This window comes from Streptomyces sp. NRRL S-378 (assembly GCF_000720645.1).
Lineage (GTDB): Bacteria > Actinomycetota > Actinomycetes > Streptomycetales > Streptomycetaceae > Streptomyces.
Genome location: NZ_JOBX01000017.1, coordinates 121,865 through 141,663, shown reverse-complemented (window position 1 = coordinate 141,663; position 19,799 = coordinate 121,865). Strand labels below are relative to the sequence as shown.

Genomic DNA, 19,799 nt, shown 5'->3' with positions numbered 1-19,799 from the left:
CGCACGTGGCCGAGAGCATGACTTCACAGCCCCTCGCTGGCTGGGGGAAGCCGGACCTCGATCTCACCGAGGCCGACTGGCAGTCGAGCAGCCGGGGAGCGGGTGACGTCCAGATCGCCTTCGTCGAGGGCTTCATCGCGATGCGCAACAGCGAGCGCCCCGAGAGCCCCTCCCTGATCTTCTCCCCGGACGAGTGGCACACGTTCGTACGGAACGCCCGCGGCGGGGAGTTCGACCTCACCTGACGGCACGCCACCGCCCCGCCCCCCGGGGCGGTGGCCCCGGCGGGGCCGACCCGGGGGAAGGCGGACTGCGCGGACTCCGCGGACTGCGCGGACTCCGCGGACTGCGCGGACTCCGCGGACTGCGCGGACTGCGCGGGATGGCGGACTGCGCGGACCCCGTGGAACGGCGGACCCCGTCGGGCGGCCCCGGCTACTCAGACGGTCCCTGAGTACCCCCGTTGAGTAATCCCGCTCATGATCCGCGGGAACGCCCCTGCCTAGAGTGACCCGCATGGACACGGACCGGACCCCCACCGACACGCCGACCACGGACACACCCCGGTGGTTGAAGGGCTGCACGGTCGCCGCCCTCTGCCTCCTCGGCCTGGCCGGCCTCGGCGCCTGGGCACTGGCCGAGTTCGAGAAGGGCCTCGACGGTTACGGCCAGCTGGAGCAGAGCGGCCCGTCCGGATACGTGGCGGACCCCCTCGGCCCCGGCGCGACCGCCCGGTACGAGGACGGGCTGAAGATCACCGTCAGCCGCCCGCGCGCGGAGCCCGACGGCACCTACAGCCTCACCGTGACCTACGACAACGACACCGACGAAGAGCTCCGCCCGGGCGGGGAGTCGGCCGCCTCCGCCGTCTCGGAGTACGGCCACGCGCCCCTGGCCGTGCGCGCCGGCCGGTCGCTCGACGACGGCGCTTCCGGGTACAGCCTGAACTGGCTGAACTCGCAGGAGTCCGCCGCCGCCCTCATGCCGCCCCTGGGCGCGGACCGGAAGCGCACCGTCCCGGTCCGCGTCAAGCCGAGCACGAAGGGCGTCCCGGTCACCGTGGAGGTGAAGCCGCCGGCCGCAGGCTTCCGCGAGACGGCGTACTTCCAGCTCCCCCTGGACTGACCCGGCCGGTCGGTAGGGTGGCGGCATGAGCGGAGAGAGCGACCTGCGGAAACTGCTGAGCGGCATGCGCCCCGAGCTGAACGAGGGCGTGTACGTCTTCTGCACCGTCCCCGGCACGGCCGTCCCCGCCGGAACCGCGCCCGTCGCCACCGTCCTGGAGCCCGAGGGCCTCACCCTCGTCCTGCGCCAGGAGGACGCCGACGCCGCCGGACTCGCCTACGACTACACCGCCGGCTGGATCACCCTGCGCGTCCATTCCGCCCTCGACGCCGTCGGCCTCACCGCCGCCTTCGCCACTGAGCTCGGCGCCCACGGCCTGAGCTGCAACGTCATCGCCGGACACCACCACGACCACCTCTTCGTGGCCGCGGACAGGGCTGCCGAGGCCGTGGCCCTCCTGGAAGACCTGGCGCTACGTTCCGGACAGGACCGATCGGCTTGAGGGCCCTCTCGAACACTCCTCGAAACCTGCTCGGACCCTTGTCGGAACCCCGCCGGATCCCCGCCGAAGCCCGGTCGGAAAAGAAGATCGGATTCTTTCCGACACTGGGAGCCCCCGCGATGTGCGCGGGCGTACGCTGATCTCCCAGAACAGGCCTGGGGGGTACCAGCCATGACGGACCACCGCACGCGCACACGGCGCACCATGGTCGAACGCGACGCCGAACTCGCCATCGTCGAAGAGGCCCTGGACCAGCTCACCGGTCCCGGGCCGGACGCCGGCGGCGCGTTGCTGGCCTTCTCCGGGCCCGCCGGACTCGGCAAGACCACGCTGCTCGCCGAGTTGCGCCGCCGCGCACACGCCCGCTCCTGCACCGTCCTCGCCGCCCGCGGCGGCGAACAGGAGCAGAGCCAGCCCTTCCACGTGGCCCGCCAGCTCATCCAGCCGCAACTGGCCGGCCACTCCGAACAGGAACTGCGCGCCGCCCTCGGGAGCTGGTACTCCATCGTCGGCCCCGCCCTCGGACTCTGCGCCCCCGAACAGGGCGCCCCGCCCGACCCGCAGGGCCTGCGCGACGGCCTCGACTGGGTCCTCACCCACCTCGTCGTCAAACGCGCCCCCGTCACCCTCGTCCTCGACGACGCCCACTGGGCCGACCCCGAGTCCCTGAGCTGGCTCGCCGCATTCGCCCCGCGCGCCGAACACCTCCCCCTGCTCCTCGTCGTCGCCTACCGCCCCGACGAACTGCCCGCGCACGCCGACGCCTTCCGTACGCTGCCGGGCCGGGCGGGACAGCGCCCGCTGCCCCTCGCCCCGCTCACTCCGGCCGCCGTGGCGGCCCTCGTCCGCGAGGCCCTCGGGGACCACGCCGACGACGCCTTCTGCCAGGAGGCCTGGGCCGTCACCACCGGCAACCCCTTCGAAGCGGTCGAACTCACCGCCAAGGTCCGGGGCAGGGGACTGCGGCCCGTCGAGGAGAACGCCGCCCAGCTGGCCGACCTCGCCGCCGCACAGCGCGGCAGCGGCCTCGTCGCCCGCCTCGAACGCCTCGGCCCCTCCACCGTCCGCTTCGCCTGGGCCTGCGCCGTCCTCGGCACCGCCATCCCGCAGGACATAGCCGCCCGGGTCGCCGCCCTCGGCAGCGAGGAGGCCGCCGGCGCCACCACGCGCCTGCGTGACGCCCGCATCCTGTCCGCCGCCGGATCCACGTCCGACCAGGAGGGCGAGACCGGGCTGGAGTTCGTCCACCCCCTCATCGCCACCGCCATCTACCGCGCCATCCCCGACGCACTGCGCGTCGCCCTGCACGGGAAGGCCGCGGCCGCCGTCGTCGACGCGGGCCTCGGCTCCTCCGCCGCAGCCCGCCACCTGCTGGAGACCCACCCCGAGAACGACCCCTGGGTGGTGCGCACGCTGCGCGAGGCCGCCGCGGAGAACCTCCGCGCCGGAGCCCCCGACGCCGCCCGCCGCCAGCTCGCCCGCGCCCTGCGCGAGCCACCGGACTTCGACGAACGCGCCGCCGTACTGTACGAACTGGGCTGCGCCTCCCTGCTGACCGAGCCCGCCAACACCGTCAACCACCTGCGGGCGGCCCTCGCCGAGCCCTTCGACGACCCGGCCCTGCGCCAGGGCATCGTCATCCGGCTCGCCCAGGTCCTCGCGCACAGCGACCGCCTCGCCGAGGCCTCGGAATCACTCGCCCGCGAGATCGCCCAGACCCCGGACGTACGGGCCCGGCTGCGCCTGCAGTCCGAGCAGTTCATGTGGGACGCCTTCAACGCCGCCGAGACCGACTCACCGGCCCGTTCCCGGCGCCTCACCCGGCTCGCCGACCGCCTCGCGGGCCGCGACCTCACCGAGCGGTACGTCATCGCCCTGCGCGCCTGGGACGCCTGCCTGCGGGGTGAACCGGTGGACGTGGTGCTGCACCACGCCGCCCGGGTCCTGGAACGGCCCTTCAGCTGGGCCCACGAGGACCGCGGCTTCGAGGTCCCGGTGCTGGCCGCCATGGTCCACATGTACGCCGACCGGCCCGGCCGGGCGGAGGAACTGTTCGAGGAGGGTACCGCCGAGTTCGAGCGCCAGGGCTGGCGCGGCGCCCACCTGTCCTTCGCCTACAGCCTGCGCGCCTACATCCGCTACCGGCGTGGACGGCTCGTGGAGGCCGAGGAACTGGCCCGGTCCGGACTGCGGCTCGCCGAACGCGTCGGCCGGCGCACCCCCGTGCACTGGTACGCCATCGCGATCCTCCTCACGACACTGCTCGCCCGGGGCCGGGTCGACGAGGCCTGGGAGCTGGCGCAGGAGCACGAGTTCGGCGCACCCTTCCCGGCCGCCGTGGTCTTCCCCGACTCGCAGACCGTCTACGCCGAACTGCTGCTCGCCCGGGGCGAGGTGCAGGCGGCCGTCGCCGAACTGGAGGCCGTGGACCGGCGGCTGACCCCGCGCGGCATCCAGAACCCGGCCTGGTGCCCGTGGCAGCTGCACCTCGCGCGGGCCGTCGCCTTGGACGATCCGCAGCGGGCCCGCGCCCTCGCCGCCGACGCCGTCCGGCGGGCCAGGGCCTTCGGCGCCCCCTCCGCCATCGGCCAGGCCCTGCGGGTGGCGGCGGAGGTCGCCGCCCCACAGGACCGGACCGAGCTGCTCCGGGAGGCGGTCACCCTGCTCTCGGCGTCACCGGCCGGCTACGAACTGGCCCGCGCCCTGGCCGCGCTCGGCTACGGGCTGCGCGACGCGGACCTGCTCACTGCAGCAGTGGTCACGGCCCGGGAGTGCGGCGCCGACTGGCTGGTGGAGGCGGCGACCGAAACCCTGACGGGCCTGGGCGGCGCCCTGCCGCCCGCGCCGCCCCGGGCGGACTGGGTCACCGAGGAGGAGATCCGGGCCGCGGACCTCGCCGTACGCACCGAGAAGGAGCCCGAGCCGGCGTCCCCGGACTGGGTGCTGTCCGCCGCCTGCCGCAAACTCGGCACCGACAGGTCCGGGCTGCGCGCCGCCCTGGAAGCGTTCGCCCGTAGCTCAACGTGATCGGGGCCGCCGCCGGGCGGGCAGGGTCGACCCACGGGCCACATCGACAGGATCCCCCTGTTCCGGACCGAGGCGGGGACCTTCGAGAAGGCGGTCCGCCACGCGTACGACCGGGGTGATCCGGTACCGCAGGTGCCCTCCTGCCCCGGCTGGACGGTCACCGACCTGGTCGGGCACCTGGGCGGAGTGCACCGCCTCCTCGCGCACGTGCTGCGCGAACGGCTCACGGCCCCGCCGGCCCGGCCGGATCCCCACCCGAGGTTCCCGGTGCCGCGGACGGGCCCGGACGCTGTGACCGACTGGTTCGCCCGGGGCGCGCGGGAGCTCCCGGAGCTCTTTCGCCAGCTGGGGCCCGACACCCCCGTGTGGACCTGGTCGCAGGAACAGACCTCCGGCTTCTGGCTGCGGATGCAGCTGATCGAGCCGGCCGTCCACCGGTGGGACGCCCAATCCGCCACCGGGACCCCCGGCCCCCTCGACCCGGCCGTCGCCGTCGACGCCGTCACCCGGAGCGTCGAGGTCATGGCACCGGCCCGCCGCACCTGGAAGCACGCACCGCCGGGTACGGGGGAGAGGTACCGCTTCCGGCGTACCGACGGACCGGAATCCTGGACCGTCCTCTTCTCGGGTGACCAGGTGCTGCTGGAGCCGGGCTCCCCCGGGCCGGTGACCGTCGAGGCCGCCGGCTCCGCCTCGGACCTGGCCCTCTTCCTCCGGCGCCGCGTCCCGCCCACGGCCCTGCACGTCACGGGCGACACAGACCTGCTGGCGCACTGGTTCACCCTGGTCCCACCCGTCTGACGGGCCCGGTCGCGGGCGGGGGTGGGATGAGGGGCCCCCGGGCCGTAAAACTCCTGCGGCCACGTACCATGGCGGCATGTCCTTCCTCCGCCGCCACCGCGCCGCCACACCCGCCGGCCCGGACTTCGATGTCCTGGCCATGGACCCGGGGGACTGGCCGGGCAATCTCGGGGCCGGGCTGTTGCCCGCGCCCGACGGCAGCTGCCAGGGCGTCTTCCTCCGCTACGACCTGTTCGGCGGACGCGGCCCCGCGATGATCATCGGAAACCTCCCCGAGGGCTCCCCGGCCCGGGACCTCGCCGACGGCCAGGTCCCCTTCGAGGTGGCCCAGCTCCTCGACGCGCTGGAGAACGACGAGGACGTCGAGGTCACGGGCGTCGAGGACTGCCCCGTCATGCAGGGCGACAACCTCCTCATCGTCAGGAAGATCAAGCTCTCGGAGTCCCGCATCTCCTGCGTCCAGTTCGACCGCAGCGACAACGTGCTGGTCACCATCGCCAGCTGGGACCGCCCGATCACCGACGACCTCTACGCCCTCCTGAAGCCGCTCCCCGCCGAGCTCTTCCAGCAGGGCTGACCCCGCCGGGTCACCGGGACCGACCCGCGGGGCCCGGGACCGCCCCGCACGGCCGGTCCCGCCCGATCACGCCTCCGCGATGTCGTTCGCCGCCACGTAGCCGAACGTCATCGCGGGACCGATCGTCGACCCGGCCCCCGCGTAGCTGTGGCCCATCACCGCGGCACTGGCGTTGCCCGCCGCGTACAGGCCGCGGATCACCGAGCCGTCCGCCCGCAGCGCCCGGGCCCGCGCGTCGGTGACGATGCCGCCCTTCGTCCCGAGGTCCCCCGGCACGATCTTGAACGCGTAGAACGGCGGCACCCAGATCGGCGCCAGGCACGAGTTCGGCAGCACGTTCGGGTCCGTGTAGTAGTGGTCGTAGGCGGTGTCGCCCCGGTGGAAGTCGGAGTCGGTACCGCTCCAGGCCTGCGCGTTGAACCGGCCCAGCGTCGACCGCAGCGCGCCCGCCGGTACGCCGATCTGGCCCGCCAGCGCGTCCCACGTCCACGCCTTCTTCGCCGCGCCCGCCTCGTACCACGCGTCAGGGAAGGGCAGCGTCGGCAGGATGTCCTTGAACAGGTACTTGTTGCGGTAGTTCTGATCCACGATCAGCCACGCCGGAATGTGCGAACCGGCCGCGCCCCGGTCCTTCTCGTACATCACGTGCACCACATCGCTGTACGGGGCCGCCTCGTTGACGAACCGGGTGCCGTTCGCGTTCACGATCAGCCCGCCCGGCAGGGTGCGTTCGGCCAGGCAGAAGTACGGTTCCCCGGGCAGCGGGATCGACGGTCCCCACCACGCGTCGTCCATCAACGCCAGTGCGGCCCCGGCCCGCTGACCGGCCAGGATGCCGTCGCCGGTGTTCTCCTTCGCGCCCACCGACCACTGGGTGCCGATCGGCTGCTGCTGGTACTGCACCCGCATCGCCGCATTGTGCTCGAAGCCGCCCGAGCCGACGATCACCCCCTTGCGGGCCCGTACGACTCCCCGCACACCTTCCTTGTCCACCACCACGCCGGTGACGGCGCCGCCCTCCTGGACCAGGTCCACCAGCGGACTGTTCAGCCACAACGGCACCCCGGCCCGCTGGAGTCCCGCCCGCAGTCCGGCCGCCAGCGCCTGACCCATCGTCAGGGGCTTTTCGCCGCGCAGGGCCGCCTTGGTGCCGCGCGCCAGGCATTCGGTGGACACGGCCAGCCCCCTGGCGCTCACCGCCGCGAGGTTCAGCCACTTGTAGTCCTGGCTGAAGACCACCATCCCGGCCGGCACCGGCATGTACGCCGGGTTCAGGCGGGCCAGTTCACCACCCAGGATGTTCCCGTCGATCTGGTCCGGCTCGATGGACCGGCCGTTCGGCAGACCGCCGGGAAGGTTGGGGTAGTAGTCGCTGTACCCCTCCATGAAACGGAACCGCAGCGGGCTGTTGGCCATCACGAAGTCCAGCATGCGGGGGCCATGGGCGAGGAACGCGGCCTGGCGGTCGGCCGGAACCCCGGGCCCGACGACGGCGGACAGGTACGCCGCCGCCTTCTGCGGGGTGTCGGGCACCCCGGCGGCCAGGATCACCGCATTGTTGGGCAGCCAGATGCCGGCCCCGGAACGTGCGGCCGACCCGCCGAAGGTGGGGGCCTTCTCGATCACCAGAACGCTCAGCCCGCGCTTCGCGGCGGTGAGCGCGGCCGTCATCCCGGCGGCCCCCGAACCGACCACGACCACGTCGTACTCACCGAGCGGCGGCCCCGCCCGCATGCCGTCGGCCCGTGCGGCGCCGGACGGCAGCACGGCGGCGGCGATCACCCCGGCCCCCGTACCGGCGAGGACGGCGCGTCTGGACGGGAGGGGGGCGGGGGGCGTGCGTGAAGCGCTTGCGGACATGGGCGGGCTCCAGCGGAGTGGGGAGGAGAGGGTGGCTCCAGCATGTCTGATGCTGAGTCAGAAAAGGTGTTCGGGGGATCATGTGATGTCAAGCCATCCGGCGCCGGCGACACGGCTCTCCACTCGGTCCTCCGCCCCGTCCTCCGCTCAGTCCTCCGCCCGGCTCCGGGCGTCCAGCTCCTTCACGTGACGCTTGAGGGCCACGGTGCGGTAGCTCTCCTCCACCCACTCGCACAGCACCTGCACGGACGGCGCCCCCTTGTCCGCCAGCGGGATGGACACCCAGCCGGACCGGCCCAGGCCGTACCCGGTGGGTTCCGCACCCGGCGCGGACATCGCGTGCCCGTGCAGCGCCTCGTCCTTGAGCTTGACCGACAGCCCGGGCTGTCCCGGTCCGTCGGTGTTGCCCAGGAAGACGAAGATCTTCTTGTTCACCTTCACCACGCAGTCCTCCGGACCCCAGGGGTGGTCCTCCAAAGCCTCCGGGAGGCCGAGGGCGAACTCCCGCACCGCCTCCCACTTGCGCACTCCGGACGTCATCAGCGCCTCCCGTCGATCGTCTGTTCCCCCAGGGCTTCCACGCTAGCGGAGCCCTGTGCGCCGGGCTTCCGCACCGCGCTTGCGGAGCGCGAACGAGCGAAGTCCCGTGGCGGTGGGAGCCACGGGACTTCGCGTCAAAGGGGCGGGAGGTTCAGCGGGTGCCCACCGCCGCGCGGACCGCCCTGCGGGCCATCCCCGCGTCGTCGTGCAGGCGGCGGAGCAGCAGCCGCTGCTCCTCCCCGGAGGACAGGACGCCCGCCGGCAGCTGCTGCGTCGGTGCGGTCGCCAGCATCGAGCGCTGCACCGCCGTCTCGGACATCCGGATCTCCCGGGTCAGGACCAGCATCAGGTTGATCAGGAAGGCGTCCCGGGCTGCCGGACCGGCCGACTGGGCGAGCCGGCTGATCTGGGCACGGGCGGCGGGGGCGTCGCCGAGCACCGTCCACAGGGTGGCGAGGTCGTAACCCGGCAGGTACCAGCCCGCGTGCTCCCAGTCGAGCAGCACCGGACCGGCGGGGGACAGCAACAGGTTCGACAGCAGCGCGTCGCCGTGGTTGAACTGCAGGGCCGTCCCCGACATCTTCACCCCGTGCAGCAGCTTCTGCAGGTCCCCGAGGTCCCGGTCGGTGAGCAGCCCCAACTCGTAGTCGCGGCCGATCCGCCGCGCGTAGTTCATCGGGGTCCCGAACAGCTCGGCCGGCGGCTGCCACTGGTTGACCCGGCAGACCGCGCCCAGTGCCGCCCGGAGGTCCACCCGCGGCGGCGGCTCCACCGGGTGCCGTTGGAGCGCCGCGACCCGGCCCGCCATCCGTTCCACCACCAGCGTGCAGTTCTCCGGATCGGCGGCGATCAGCCGCGGTACCCGGACCGGCGGGCGGTGCCGGACGAACGCCCGGTACGCCGCTATTTCGTGGCGGTAGCGCTCACGCCATTCCGGCGAGTGGTCCAGTAAAACCTTCGCCACGGCGGTCATGCGTCCGGTGGTGCCCACCAGCAGGACCGAGCGCCCGCTGCGCCGCAGCACCTGCACCGGCGCGAACTCCGGACAGATCCGCTGCACCGAGGCGAGCGCGGTGCGCAGTTGAGCCCCCTGCGGCCCCGAGAGGTCGATTCTTCCGCTGACGGGCTGCGATCCCGTACCCGGCATGCGCCGCGCGCGGACGCTGCCCTGCACCGGTGCCGACGGGCGGCCGGGTTCGAGGTAGGGGCCGCCGCCCGCCGGGAGCGTGCGGTGCGACCGGACCGGTGCGGACACGGAGGACGTTGCTGCGTACATGGTGATACGGATCCCTTCGTGCGCCGACGAGTTGCGTACGCCACCCCGCCGATCCCGTGCTTCACCCTGGGGAGTTCCGCCGGTGACCGGGGCGGGGAGGCGCATTCCTACCTGACACCCGGCGCAAGGTGGCGAACCATCGGGCGTGCCCTGGCGAAGCCTGGCGAATAGTCGCTGGGCATCTGACGGCGGGCTACTGTCAACTCAGCCGAGAACCTGGGGGCTTGACGTGAGCAAAGGTCCGAACACCCGCTTGAACGACCTGTTCGGCCTGGCCGGCTGGTCGAAGGGCGAACTGGCGAGGATGGTGAACCGGCAGGCGGCGGCCATGGGCCACCCGCAGCTGGCCACCGACACCTCGCGGGTGCGGCGCTGGATCGACATGGGGGAGAGCCCCCGCGAACCAGTGCCCACGGTACTGGCAGCACTGTTCACCGAGCGGCTCGGTCGTGTCGTGACCATCGAGGACCTCGGGTTCGTACGGCAGCGGCGCACTTCCAGACGGCAGCCGGACGGGGTTCGCGAGAACCCGGACGGTATGCCCTGGGCGCCCGAACGCACAGCCGCGGTCCTCACCGAATTCACGGGAATGGACCTCATGCTCAACCGACGCGGTCTGATGGGCGCGGGCGCCGTGCTCACCGCCGGCTCCGCCCTCACCAACGCCATGTACGACTGGCTGCACACCGACCCCGCCCGGGCGAAGCAGGCCCCCGGGCGATTCGGTGACTCCTTCCAGGCCGACCCAGCGGGATACGACCGCTACGAGGCCGCCCCGATCGGCTCCCAGGAGATCGAGGCGCTGGAGCGCTCCGTCGAGGTGTTCCGCGCCTGGGACGCGTCCAGAGGCGGCGGGCTGCAGCGCAAGGCCGTCGTCGGCCAGCTCAACGAGGTGGGCGGGATGCTCGCCTACCACCACCCCGACCACCTCCAGCGGCGGCTCTGGGGGGTGGCGGCCAACCTGGCGGTCCTTGCGGGCTGGATGTCGCACGACGTGGGCCTCGAACCCACCGCGCAGAAGTACTTCGTCATCGCCGCGCATGCGGCCCGCGAGGGCGGCGACCGCCCCCGCGCGGGTGAAGCGCTGTCCCGCGCCGCCCGCCAGATGGTCCACCTGGGCAAGCCGAACGAGGCCCTGGACCTGATGAAGCTCGCCCAGTCCGGTTCCGGCGAGCAGACCCTCCCGCGCACCCGCGCCATGCTGCACACCATCGAGGCCTGGGCGCAGGCCGCCATGGGCAAGGGCCAGGCCATGCGCCGCACCCTGGGCGAGGCCGAGGAGCTCTTCGTCTCCGACAAGGGCGACGTACCGCCACCGAGTTGGATGCAGCACTTCGACGAGGCGGACCTGCACGGCATGCAGGCCCTCGCCTACCGGACCCTCGCCGACCACGATGCCACGGCGGCGCCGATCGCCGCGCGCCACGCCAGGGAAGCCCTTCGGCTGCGCGGCGAGGGCTACCAGCGCTCGCAGATCTTCGACTACATCTCCATGGCGTCCGCCTGCTTCATCGCCGACGAGCCGGAACAGGCCGACCGCTACGCCCGCCTGGCGCTCGTCTCGATGAACGAGACCTCCTCGCACCGGACATGGGACCGGCTGCGCGAGATGTACCGGCTCACCGCGCAGTACGCCGGGTTCGCGCGCATCGAGGACCTGCGCCAGGAGATCGAGCTGGCCCTCCCCGACTCCCCGGCGCCGAGCGGCCGGTCGGCCACCGGGGTGTAGGCCGCCGGCCGCCTCCGCGTGCCACGGTTCCGCGTGCCTTCCGGTCTCCCCACGGCCGGTACGTCGACGACGGGTTCGCAGACGAGAAAGGCCGCGCCCTCCGGCGCGGCCCTGAAGTCCGTACGGCCGATCCCGCGGCCGGCCGTGACCGTGCGACTAGCCGCCGACGCGGGCGACCAGCACGCAGGCGTCGTCCTCCCGCTCGCTCTCCCCGAACTCCTCGATCACGAGCCGCACGCAGTCCTGGGCGGACCGGGCCGCCGAGAGCCGCGGGGCGAGTGCCAGCAGCCGCTCGGTCCCGTCCGCCCGGCTGAACTCGATGCTGCGCGGCGTCAGACCGTCCGTGTGCAGGACGAGCACGTCGCCCGCCTCGAGGCGCTCCTCGGCCTGCCCGTACGTGGCTCCGGAGGTCGCGCCCAGCAGGACGCCCTCCGGCGGTGTCAGGGCACGTCCCGACCCGCGGCGGAACAGCAGGGGGGCGGGGTGGCCCGCCTGGGCCCAGGACAGTACCCGGCGTGCGGGGTCGTAGCGGCAGCACACGGCCGAACCGAGGGCCGGCTGGACGGAGTTCTCGAGGAGCTGGTTGAGCCAGCCCATCAGCGGGCCCGGCGCGATCCCGGCCATGGCCATGCCGCGCAGGGCGCCCAGCATCATCGCCATGCCGGAGGTGGCGGTCACCCCGTGCCCGGTCAGGTCTCCGACCGTCAGCATCGAGCATCCGTCGGGGAGTTTGAGGGCGTCGTACCAGTCCCCGCCGATCAGCGCGCTGCTCGCGGACGGCAGGTAGTGCGCGGCCACGTCCAGCGTGCCGGTACCGCTGTGCGGGAACCGCAGGGAGCCGCGCCACGGGGGGAGCACGGCTTCCTGCAGCTCGACCGCCAGCCGGCGCTCGGTCTGCGCGATCTCCCGCTGGCGCTGCAGCGAGTCACGGGACTCGCGCACGGCCCGCTGGCTCCGGCGCAGTTCACTCACGTCCCGCAGCACGGCCCACATGGACGCCGTGCAGCCGTCGGAGTCGAGTACCGGCTCGCCCCTCATGTGCAGTGTCCGGACCCTGCCGTCGGCCCGGACGATGCGGAACTCGCCGTCGATCGGCCTGCCGTCCACCAGGCAGGCGGTGACCCACGCGGTGAGCAGCGGCTGGTCCTCGGAGAACAGGGTGGAGCCCAGCTCGTCGAGGGGGAGCGCGCCCGACTCGGGGGACCGGCCGAAGATCTGGAACAGTTCGTCGGACCAGCTGACCTCGTCGGTGAGCAGGTTCCACTCGGCGCTGCCCACGCGCGTCTGGGCCTCGGGCGCCGTCTCGGGGGCCGCCTGCGGGAACGCGGTGGTCTCGGGAACCGGCGGCAGGCCTTCCTTGAGCTGGCCGAGGTGCTCGCGGAGGTCGTCGAGGTGGTGCACGGCGAGGTCGCACAGCGCGCGCTGCCAGCGGCCCTGGGCGTCGTCGTCGTCCACGACCGTGTCGCGGCGGACCGCGTCCACGTCTCCCCGCAGGCGCCGGGTCTGCGAGATCAGCGCGTCCACCGACCCCGGCTCGGGCGGCTGCGCGGGACGGTCCGCGAACAGGTGGGACGGCATGAGAACTCCGATACAGGCGCGGCACGGCCAAGTCTGAAGGAAGGACCGGTAACGACTGTTGCACAGGCGGCGACGCTGTGTAAGGCGTTTGGCAACATCCGCTACGTTCTTGCTTCTGGTATATGCCGCAGGCCTGCGGGGCCTCGTGTCGCGTGCGAACGAATCCGGTCAGCGGCGGTTCGGGGGCGGGAAACGCGTGCCCACTGGTGGGGCACGGGGCGTGGTGGGGACCGACGGCCGGAATCCGGCCATCCACCCCCTGCGACTCGATCAAACGCCCGATGTGTGCGAGGCGTTGCGGCGGACGGACGCACGCGGTTCCCGGTTCACTGCGCGCGCCCCGATACCCCCGAACGGATGACACCCGTGCCGGAACGTGGGTGGAATCGAGGCTTCCCACCCCAGCCCCGGGTCGCTACCCTACGTGCCGGTAATAAACCGGGGGAGGTCCGCACGGGCGGGCCCGCGCAGCGCTGGGACACGACATTGAGCGGGCAGCACCATGCCACCGGCGGCAGCCGGCGTTCCTTCCTCACCTACCTCGTGGCGGCGCCCACCCTCGCCCTGGTCACCCGGACCGGCGCCGACGCGCTGGCCCCGCAGACCGCCCGCGCCGTGGTGCCGTCCCTGCCGGCCATCGCCGACGTGATCGACCTCGGCGACCTGTTCATCCTGGCCGGAGCGCCCACCTCCGCCCTGCTCGCCCTCGCGGTGGAGCCGGACGGGACCGTCCGCTTCCGGCTGCCGCGCGAGGAGGTCGGCCAGGGACTCACCACCGCGGTGGCCATGCTGGTCGCCGAGGAACTCGACGCACCCCTGGCCGACGTGCGCGTGGAACTGGACGACGCCCGGCCCGAGCTGCTGTTCAACCAGCTCACCGGCTCCTCCAACTCCATCCGTTCCCTCTACGGGCCGGTCCGCCAGTGCGCGGCGACCGCGCGGGCCCGCCTCGTCGCGGCCGCCGCCCACCGCTGGAGCCTCTCCCCGGGGTCGCTGACCACCGCGGACGGGACCGTCCGCGCCCCTGACGGACGCACCGCCCGCTACGGCGAACTCGCCGCGGCTGCCGCCGACCCGGGCCTCGTCGTCCTCGGCGCCACCCCCAAGAAGACCGCGCAGCACACCCTCGTCGGCCGGCCGACGAGCCGGGTCGACGCGCGCGCCATGGTCACCGGCGCCCAGCGGTACACCCTCGACCTCGACGTCCCCGGCGCCAAGCCCTGCGTGGTGCGCCGTCCGCCCACCGTCGGCGGCACCGTCCGCACGGTCGCCAACCTCGCCGAGGTCCGGGCCATGCCCGGGGTGCTGCACGTGGTCACCGTCCCCACCGGGGTCGCCGTCGTCGCCGAGACCTTCGGGCAGGCCATCACCGCCACGTCGGCCCTCCGGGTCACCTGGGGCCCCGGCCCCGCCGACCGGCTCTCCGACGCGGAGATCCGCACCAGGCTGCGCGCCGCCACCCCGCCGCTGCTGGTGCCGCCGCTGCTCACCCCGTACGTGGACGCCGAGTTCGACTTCGCCTTCGTCAGCCACGCCCCGATGGAGACCAACTGCGCCGTCGCCGACGTACGGGACGACCGGGCCGAGATCTGGTCCGGCCTCAAGTCCCCCGTCGTGGCCCGCCAGACCATCGCCGCCGAACTCGGCCTGCCGCTGGACAAGGTGACGGTGCACGTCGTCCAGGCCGGTGGCTCCTTCGGCCGGCGGCTCTTCTTCGACGCCGCGCTGGAGGCCGCCCGGATCTCCCGGGCCTGCCGCCGCCCGGTCAAGCTCATGTGGACCCGCGTCGACGACACCCGACACGGCCGGATGCGCCCCGCCACCCACCACAGGATCCGCGCCACGCACCTGCTGGGCGAGGTCCTCAGCTTCGAGCACCGCGTCGCCGCCGCCGAGACCGACTTCCGCCACGGACTCGGCGAGATCATCACCGCGACCGCGGCGCACCTGCCGCTCGGCATCGGCAACGCCACCCTCGCCCAGACCCTGTTCCACACCACCGTGAAGTCCCCGTACCACTTCGGCCTCACCACCCAGGCCCTCACCGAGGTGCCCACCGGGATGCCCACCGCCTCGTGGCGCTCCGTGTACTCCGCCAACACGCGCGGAGCCGAGGAGATCGTGGTGGACGAACTGGCCGCTGCCACCGGCAAGGACCCGTACCGCTTCCGGCGCACCTTCCTGAAGACCGACGCCCAGCGCGCCGTCCTGGACAAGGCCGCCACGGAGGGCGACTGGGGGCGGACGATGGAACCCGGCTGTGCACAGGGCATCGCCTTCCACGAGGAGTACAAGTCCCGTGCCGCGTGCCTGGTCGAGATCGACACCCGCGATCCGCAGCGCGTCCGTGTCACCAAGGCGGTGATCGCCGTGGACGTGGGCCTGCCGGTCAACCCGCGCGGGCTGGAGGCCCAGATGATCGGCGGTCTGACCGACGCGATCTCCACCACCCTGCGGGCCGGGCTGCACATCGACAAGGGCCTGCCATTGGAAGGCAGTTACAGCCAGTTCCACTGGGCGCAGCAGCGCGACACCCCGCGCGACGTACGGGTCTTCGTGCTGCCGGCCACCGGTACGGAGCCCGGCGGCGCGGGCGAGCTCGGCGTGCCCGCCGCGGTCGGCGCCGTCGCCAACGCCTGGGCCCGGGCCACCGGTTCGAAGCCGCGCAGCTTCCCGCTCGATTTCGACGTCGACTTCACCCCCTACCCCCGCTAGCCGCCGAGCCAGGAGTACGCCGTGCCCTCGCACACCTTCACCGTCAACGGGCGGAGCGTCACCGTGGACGCGCCCGACGACCTGCCCCTGCTGTGGGTGCTCCGCGACATGCTGGGCGTCCACGGCCCCAAGTACGGCTGCGGGGTGGACGTCTGCAAGGCCTGCACCAGCCACCTCGACGGGGTGGACGTCCGTCCGTGCGTGGTGCCCGTGTCGGCGTGCGCGGGACGGGCGGTGACCACCATCGAGGGGCTCGCGGACGGTGACGACCTGCACCCCGTGCAGGAGGCCTGGCTCGAACAGGACGTCGCCCAGTGCGGTTTCTGCCAGCCCGGTCAGATCATGGCGGCCGTCGCGCTGCTGCAGCGCACCAACGAGCCCACGGACGAGGACATCGACGCCATCGCCAACATCTGCCGGTGCGGCACCTACTTCCGCATCCGGGAGGCCATCCGCAGCGCGGCCGCCAGGATGTGAGCGGCGGATCCCGGCGCCTCCCCCGTGTCCGTGACCATGGCCCCGGGATCCGGCCGCTCGTGGACCAACCTATGCGGGCGGGTGGCTGTGCGCAGGGTTCGTCCTGCCCAGTGACCGGGCGAGACCGGTATCACAGCGCACAGCGTGCGGCGGGTGGTTGAATGCGCCGGTGTCACGGTCCGACGACGTACTGAAGCTCCACCGGCTCGCCCACGGCGGGGGGTCGGCCGCGCTGCTGGAATGGCTCGCCACCCGCCTCGGCGGATGGACCGGTGTGGTCCAGCACGCCGCCGGTGGCGGCGACCCGGTCGACCCGGGCGGCCCGGAGCAGGGGCAACAGCGGCCCGCGGCCGCCGTCCGCGGCGCCGCCGAGATGAGCGCCCGGGGCGTGCGGTCGGCCGTGCTGCACGACGCCGGATCCGCCACCCTGCTGTTCGCGCTGGACGACCGGCGTGCGCTGGCCGCCGTCCTCCCGCTGCCCCACCCTGCCGAGGCGCCCGCGCTGCTGGCGGACGCCGTCGTGCCGCTGGCCCTCGTACTGCGCGCCGAGGAGGCCGAGCGGCGGGAGGCGCGGGCCGCGGTCGCCGAGGCGCGGTCCCGTGAGGCCGTGCTCCGCCTGCTGATGAGCGGCCAGCTCTCCACCGCCCACCAGATCGCCGAGGCGTTGCGGCCCTCGCTGCCCGACCCGATGCGAATCTACGTCGCCGAGTGCCGCACCGGGCGTCTCGCCGAAGTGGCCCGAGTGTGCCAGGAGCTGACCGGCGGCCGGGCCTGGGTCGTGCGCTGCCCGGTCTACGTGCGCCACCTCATCATGCTGGTCCCGGCCGACGCGCCGGCGGTGTCCGCGGGCCACGACACCCTGGCCGGAGCACTGTCGGCGGTGGCCCCCGACGGGGCGGTCGGGGTCAGTGGAGAGCTGGCCCTCAGCCAGGCCCCGACCGCCTACACCCAGGCCTTCCACGCCCTGGCCGTCGCCCGCGGCCGAGGTGAACGGCACGCCCGGTTCGGCCCCGGCCCGGAACTGGCGCTGGCCGCCCACGAGGCCGGGGCGGACTGGGCGGGAACCCTGCTCGAGCCCCTGGACGCCTACGAACCCCGGCGCCCCCAGGACCCCGACGGGCAGGAACTGCGCGCCACCGCCAACGCCTGGCTGAACTTCGGCTCGCACGCCACCCGGCTGCTGAAGGTCCACCGCAACACCCTGGCCGCCAGGCTCCGGTTGATCGAGACGCTGCTCGGACTGGACCTCACCCGCCTCGGTGACCAGGCGGCGCTCTCGCTGGCGCTGCGGCTGACCCCGGGCGCGGGGCGGGGGAGCGGCTCCACGGCCCCGGCGGACGCCCCCGGCCTCGACGCGGTCCTGCGCGATCCACGGCTGACCGAGTGGGCCAGGGCCCACCTGAGCCGGCTGACGGGCCCGGACGCCCCGGCCGGCGCGCGGGACACCGTCCGCACCTGGCTGGCCCATGACGCGCGACTCGTCCCGGCCGCCGCCGCGCTCGGAGTGTCCGTCCCCGGGGCCCGCAAGCGGCTGGCCCGGATCGAGACCCTGCTGGAGCGCTCGCTGCTGCAGTCCCCGAGCGTGCGGTACGACCTGTGGCTGGCCCACCGGGCCGAAGAGCTCGTCGAGTGACACAAGCTCCACAAGGGATGATCGTTCAGAAAAATGCACGATCATGCCCGAATGAGGCGTATCCATGCGAAGCGCGTGCTGGTCGGTGAACCCCTCGACAGCGCGCGGCTCGGCGAGACCCTGCTCCCCAAACGGCTCGCCCTGCCGATCTTCTGCAGCGACCCTCTCTCCTCCGTGGCCTACGCCACCGAGGAGATCCTGCTGATCCTGGCCCTCGGCGGCGTCGCCCTGCTCCACCTCACCTGGTACGCCGCCGCCGCCATCGTCTTCCTGCTCGTCGTCGTCATCGCCTCCTACCGCCAGACCTGCCACGCCTACCCCGGCGGGGGCGGCGCGTACGTCGTCAGCGCCGAGAACCTCGGACAGACCGCCGCCCTCACCGCGGCCAGCGCCCTCCTCGTCGACTACGTGATGACCGTCGCGGTCTCCGTCGTCTCCGGGGTCTCCGCCATCACCTCGGCCGTCCCCGCGCTCAGCGACCACGAAGTGGTCATGTCGGTCGCCTTCGTGGCACTGCTGACCCTGATGAACCTGCGCGGCGTCAGGGAGTCGGGCCGCGTCTTCGCCATCCCCACCTACGGTTTCGTCCTCGTCATCTACCTGATGTTCGCCGTCGCCGCCGTACGCCTGGGCACCGGCCAGACCATCCGCGCGGAATCCGCCGACCTGCCGATCATCGCCACCGGCACCTACACCGGACTCGCGCTGGTGTTCCTCGCGATGCGCGCCTTCGCCTCGGGCTGCACCGCGCTGACCGGCGTCGAGGCGATCAGCAACGGAGTCCCGGCCTTCCGCAAACCGAAGGCCAGGAACGCCGCGACCACGCTCGCCGCGATGGGGTTCCTCTCGGTGACGATGTTCGCCGGCATCACCGCCCTCGCCATGACCTACGAGGTGCACGTCGCGGCCGACCCCACCGAACTGGGCCTGCCCCCGGGAACCCCGACCTCCACCGCCCTCGCCCAGATCGGACGGGCCACCTTCGGCAGCTGGCACTTCCTCTTCTACCTGCTGCAGGCCGTCACCGCCGGGGTGCTGATCCTCGCCGCGAACACCGCCTTCAACGGCTTCCCGATGCTCGCCTCGATCCTGGCCAGGGACCGGTACGCGCCCCGCCAGCTGTACAACCGCGGCGACCGGCTCGTCTACTCCAACGGCGTCGTGCTCCTCGCGCTCGCCGCCGTCGCCCTCATCGTGGCCTTCGACGCGGAGCTGACCCGCCTCATCCAGCTCTACATCATCGGTGTGTTCGTCTCCTTCACCCTCTCCCAGTCGGGCATGGTCCGGCACTGGCGGAAGGCGCTCGCCTCGCCCGCCACCCCGCGCGAGGAGCGGGTCCACATCCACCGCAGGCTCACCATCAACGCCGTCGGCGCCGCCCTGACCGCCCTGGTCCTCGTCATCGTCCTCGTCACCAAGTTCACCCACGGGGCCTGGCTGGTCGTCATCGCCATGCCCCTGCTGTTCGCCGGCATGAAGGGCGTGCGCCGCCACTACGACCAGGTCGCCCGGCAGGTCGACGTCGCCCCCGACGCCAAGCCGCGCCGGCCCGCCCGACACCACGTGCTCGTCCTGGTCGCCGCCGTGCACGCCCCGACCCTCAAGGCCATCGGCTACGCGCAGGGGCTGCGCCCGGACACGCTGACGGCGGTGACCGTCGCCGCCGACGAGACGGAGGCTGCCCGGCTGCGCGCGGCGTGGGAGGAGCACGATCCCGGCCTGTCGCTGAAGATCCTCCACTCGCCCTACCGCGAGGTGGTGGCCCCGGTCCTGGCGCACATCGAGGAACTGGCTGCCGAACCGGCGACGGACATGCTGTCCGTGGTGATCCCCGAGTACGTCGTCGGCCACTGGTGGGAACAGCCCCTGCACAACCAGAACGCCCTGCGGCTCAAGGCGCGCCTGCTGTTCACGCCGGGCGTCGCGGTGATCGACGTGCCGTACCTGCTGGACTCGGCGAAGGCCGCGAAGGCGGTCGAGGCCGCGCGGCGGGACGACCAGCGGGACGACTAGCGGGAC

The 19,799-nt window shown here is 73.1% G+C and carries 15 protein-coding genes; 11 read left to right on the top strand and 4 right to left on the bottom strand.

Annotated features, from left to right (window positions below):
• Window positions 1–17 precede the first annotated feature (17 nt).
• The 6 genes from IH80_RS0115380 (at window position 18) to IH80_RS0115355 (ending at window position 5,972) form a co-directional block, all read left to right on the top strand.
• Entirely contained in the window at window positions 18–245 is a 228-nt protein-coding gene (locus IH80_RS0115380) for a DUF397 domain-containing protein (protein WP_386391674.1), read from the top strand.
• A gap of 271 nt (window positions 246–516) precedes the next feature.
• On the top strand, window positions 517–1,125 hold the full coding sequence (locus IH80_RS0115375; RefSeq protein WP_030960909.1) for a hypothetical protein: 609 nt from the start codon (window positions 517–519) through the stop codon (window positions 1,123–1,125).
• Window positions 1,126–1,150: 25 nt separating this feature from the next.
• Window positions 1,151–1,567: an ACT domain-containing protein gene (locus IH80_RS0115370; RefSeq protein WP_030960908.1), complete on the top strand. Its 417-nt coding sequence runs from the start codon at window positions 1,151–1,153 to the stop codon at window positions 1,565–1,567.
• 171 nt (window positions 1,568–1,738) lie between these two features.
• Window positions 1,739–4,594, top strand: a complete 2,856-nt coding sequence (locus tag IH80_RS0115365; protein WP_030960906.1) for an ATP-binding protein — start codon at window positions 1,739–1,741, stop codon at window positions 4,592–4,594.
• Between the two features lie 42 nt (window positions 4,595–4,636).
• Window positions 4,637–5,395 (top strand): maleylpyruvate isomerase family mycothiol-dependent enzyme, encoded by a 759-nt coding sequence (locus IH80_RS0115360; protein WP_030960904.1) that lies wholly within the window; start codon window positions 4,637–4,639, stop codon window positions 5,393–5,395.
• Between the two features lie 76 nt (window positions 5,396–5,471).
• Window positions 5,472–5,972, top strand: coding sequence for a hypothetical protein (locus tag IH80_RS0115355; RefSeq protein ID WP_030960903.1), 501 nt, complete (start codon window positions 5,472–5,474; stop codon window positions 5,970–5,972).
• 66 nt (window positions 5,973–6,038) lie between these two features.
• Here IH80_RS0115355 and kstD read toward each other — a convergent pair whose 3' ends face one another.
• The 3 genes from kstD to IH80_RS0115340 all read right to left on the bottom strand — a co-directional run bounded on the left by kstD (window position 6,039) and on the right by IH80_RS0115340 (window position 9,648).
• The gene (kstD, locus tag IH80_RS0115350) at window positions 6,039–7,832 is read right to left on the bottom strand and encodes a 3-oxosteroid 1-dehydrogenase (protein ID WP_030960902.1); all 1,794 of its coding nucleotides are present in this window, start codon (window positions 7,830–7,832) and stop codon (window positions 6,039–6,041) included.
• Between the two features lie 147 nt (window positions 7,833–7,979).
• Window positions 7,980–8,372: an MmcQ/YjbR family DNA-binding protein gene (locus IH80_RS0115345; RefSeq protein WP_030960900.1), complete on the bottom strand. Its 393-nt coding sequence runs from the start codon at window positions 8,370–8,372 to the stop codon at window positions 7,980–7,982.
• 151 nt (window positions 8,373–8,523) lie between these two features.
• On the bottom strand, window positions 8,524–9,648 hold the full coding sequence (locus tag IH80_RS0115340) for an aminoglycoside phosphotransferase family protein (RefSeq protein ID WP_030960899.1): 1,125 nt from the start codon (window positions 9,646–9,648) through the stop codon (window positions 8,524–8,526).
• A gap of 229 nt (window positions 9,649–9,877) precedes the next feature.
• Here IH80_RS0115340 and IH80_RS0115335 point away from each other — a divergent pair, with 229 nt between their 5' ends.
• Complete coding sequence (locus IH80_RS0115335) at window positions 9,878–11,377, top strand: hypothetical protein (protein ID WP_030960898.1); 1,500 nt, start codon at window positions 9,878–9,880, stop codon at window positions 11,375–11,377.
• A gap of 156 nt (window positions 11,378–11,533) precedes the next feature.
• Here the strand turns inward: IH80_RS0115335 and IH80_RS0115330 are convergent, their stop codons facing one another.
• Window positions 11,534–12,955, bottom strand: a complete 1,422-nt coding sequence (locus IH80_RS0115330; RefSeq protein ID WP_030960897.1) for a PP2C family protein-serine/threonine phosphatase — start codon at window positions 12,953–12,955, stop codon at window positions 11,534–11,536.
• A 486-nt stretch (window positions 12,956–13,441) separates the two neighbouring features.
• Here IH80_RS0115330 and IH80_RS0115325 point away from each other — a divergent pair, with 486 nt between their 5' ends.
• The 4 genes from IH80_RS0115325 to IH80_RS0115310 all read left to right on the top strand — a co-directional run bounded on the left by IH80_RS0115325 (window position 13,442) and on the right by IH80_RS0115310 (window position 19,793).
• Window positions 13,442–15,670, top strand: a complete 2,229-nt coding sequence (locus tag IH80_RS0115325) for a xanthine dehydrogenase family protein molybdopterin-binding subunit (RefSeq protein ID WP_030960895.1) — start codon at window positions 13,442–13,444, stop codon at window positions 15,668–15,670.
• A gap of 21 nt (window positions 15,671–15,691) precedes the next feature.
• Window positions 15,692–16,147, top strand: a complete 456-nt coding sequence (locus IH80_RS0115320) for a (2Fe-2S)-binding protein (RefSeq protein WP_030960893.1) — start codon at window positions 15,692–15,694, stop codon at window positions 16,145–16,147.
• A gap of 169 nt (window positions 16,148–16,316) precedes the next feature.
• On the top strand, window positions 16,317–17,780 hold the full coding sequence (locus IH80_RS0115315) for a PucR family transcriptional regulator (RefSeq protein ID WP_030960892.1): 1,464 nt from the start codon (window positions 16,317–16,319) through the stop codon (window positions 17,778–17,780).
• 51 nt (window positions 17,781–17,831) lie between these two features.
• The gene (locus IH80_RS0115310; protein WP_051809348.1) at window positions 17,832–19,793 is read left to right on the top strand and encodes an APC family permease; all 1,962 of its coding nucleotides are present in this window, start codon (window positions 17,832–17,834) and stop codon (window positions 19,791–19,793) included.
• Window positions 19,794–19,799: the final 6 nt, after the last annotated feature.

What these genes read in the sequence shown, in the direction of transcription:
- IH80_RS0115380 (WP_386391674.1), top strand. Translation starts at nt 18, where the DNA reads ATGACTTCACAGCCCCTCGCTGGCTGGGGGAAGCCGGACCTCGATCTC.
- IH80_RS0115375 (WP_030960909.1), top strand. Translation starts at nt 517, where the DNA reads ATGGACACGGACCGGACCCCCACCGACACGCCGACCACGGACACACCC.
- IH80_RS0115370 (WP_030960908.1), top strand. Translation starts at nt 1,151, where the DNA reads ATGAGCGGAGAGAGCGACCTGCGGAAACTGCTGAGCGGCATGCGCCCC.
- IH80_RS0115365 (WP_030960906.1), top strand. Translation starts at nt 1,739, where the DNA reads ATGACGGACCACCGCACGCGCACACGGCGCACCATGGTCGAACGCGAC.
- IH80_RS0115355 (WP_030960903.1), top strand. Translation starts at nt 5,472, where the DNA reads ATGTCCTTCCTCCGCCGCCACCGCGCCGCCACACCCGCCGGCCCGGAC.
- kstD (WP_030960902.1), bottom strand. Translation starts at nt 7,832, where the DNA reads ATGTCCGCAAGCGCTTCACGCACGCCCCCCGCCCCCCTCCCGTCCAGA.
- IH80_RS0115345 (WP_030960900.1), bottom strand. Translation starts at nt 8,372, where the DNA reads ATGACGTCCGGAGTGCGCAAGTGGGAGGCGGTGCGGGAGTTCGCCCTC.
- IH80_RS0115340 (WP_030960899.1), bottom strand. Translation starts at nt 9,648, where the DNA reads ATGTACGCAGCAACGTCCTCCGTGTCCGCACCGGTCCGGTCGCACCGC.
- IH80_RS0115330 (WP_030960897.1), bottom strand. Translation starts at nt 12,955, where the DNA reads ATGCCGTCCCACCTGTTCGCGGACCGTCCCGCGCAGCCGCCCGAGCCG.
- IH80_RS0115310 (WP_051809348.1), top strand. Translation starts at nt 17,832, where the DNA reads ATGAGGCGTATCCATGCGAAGCGCGTGCTGGTCGGTGAACCCCTCGAC.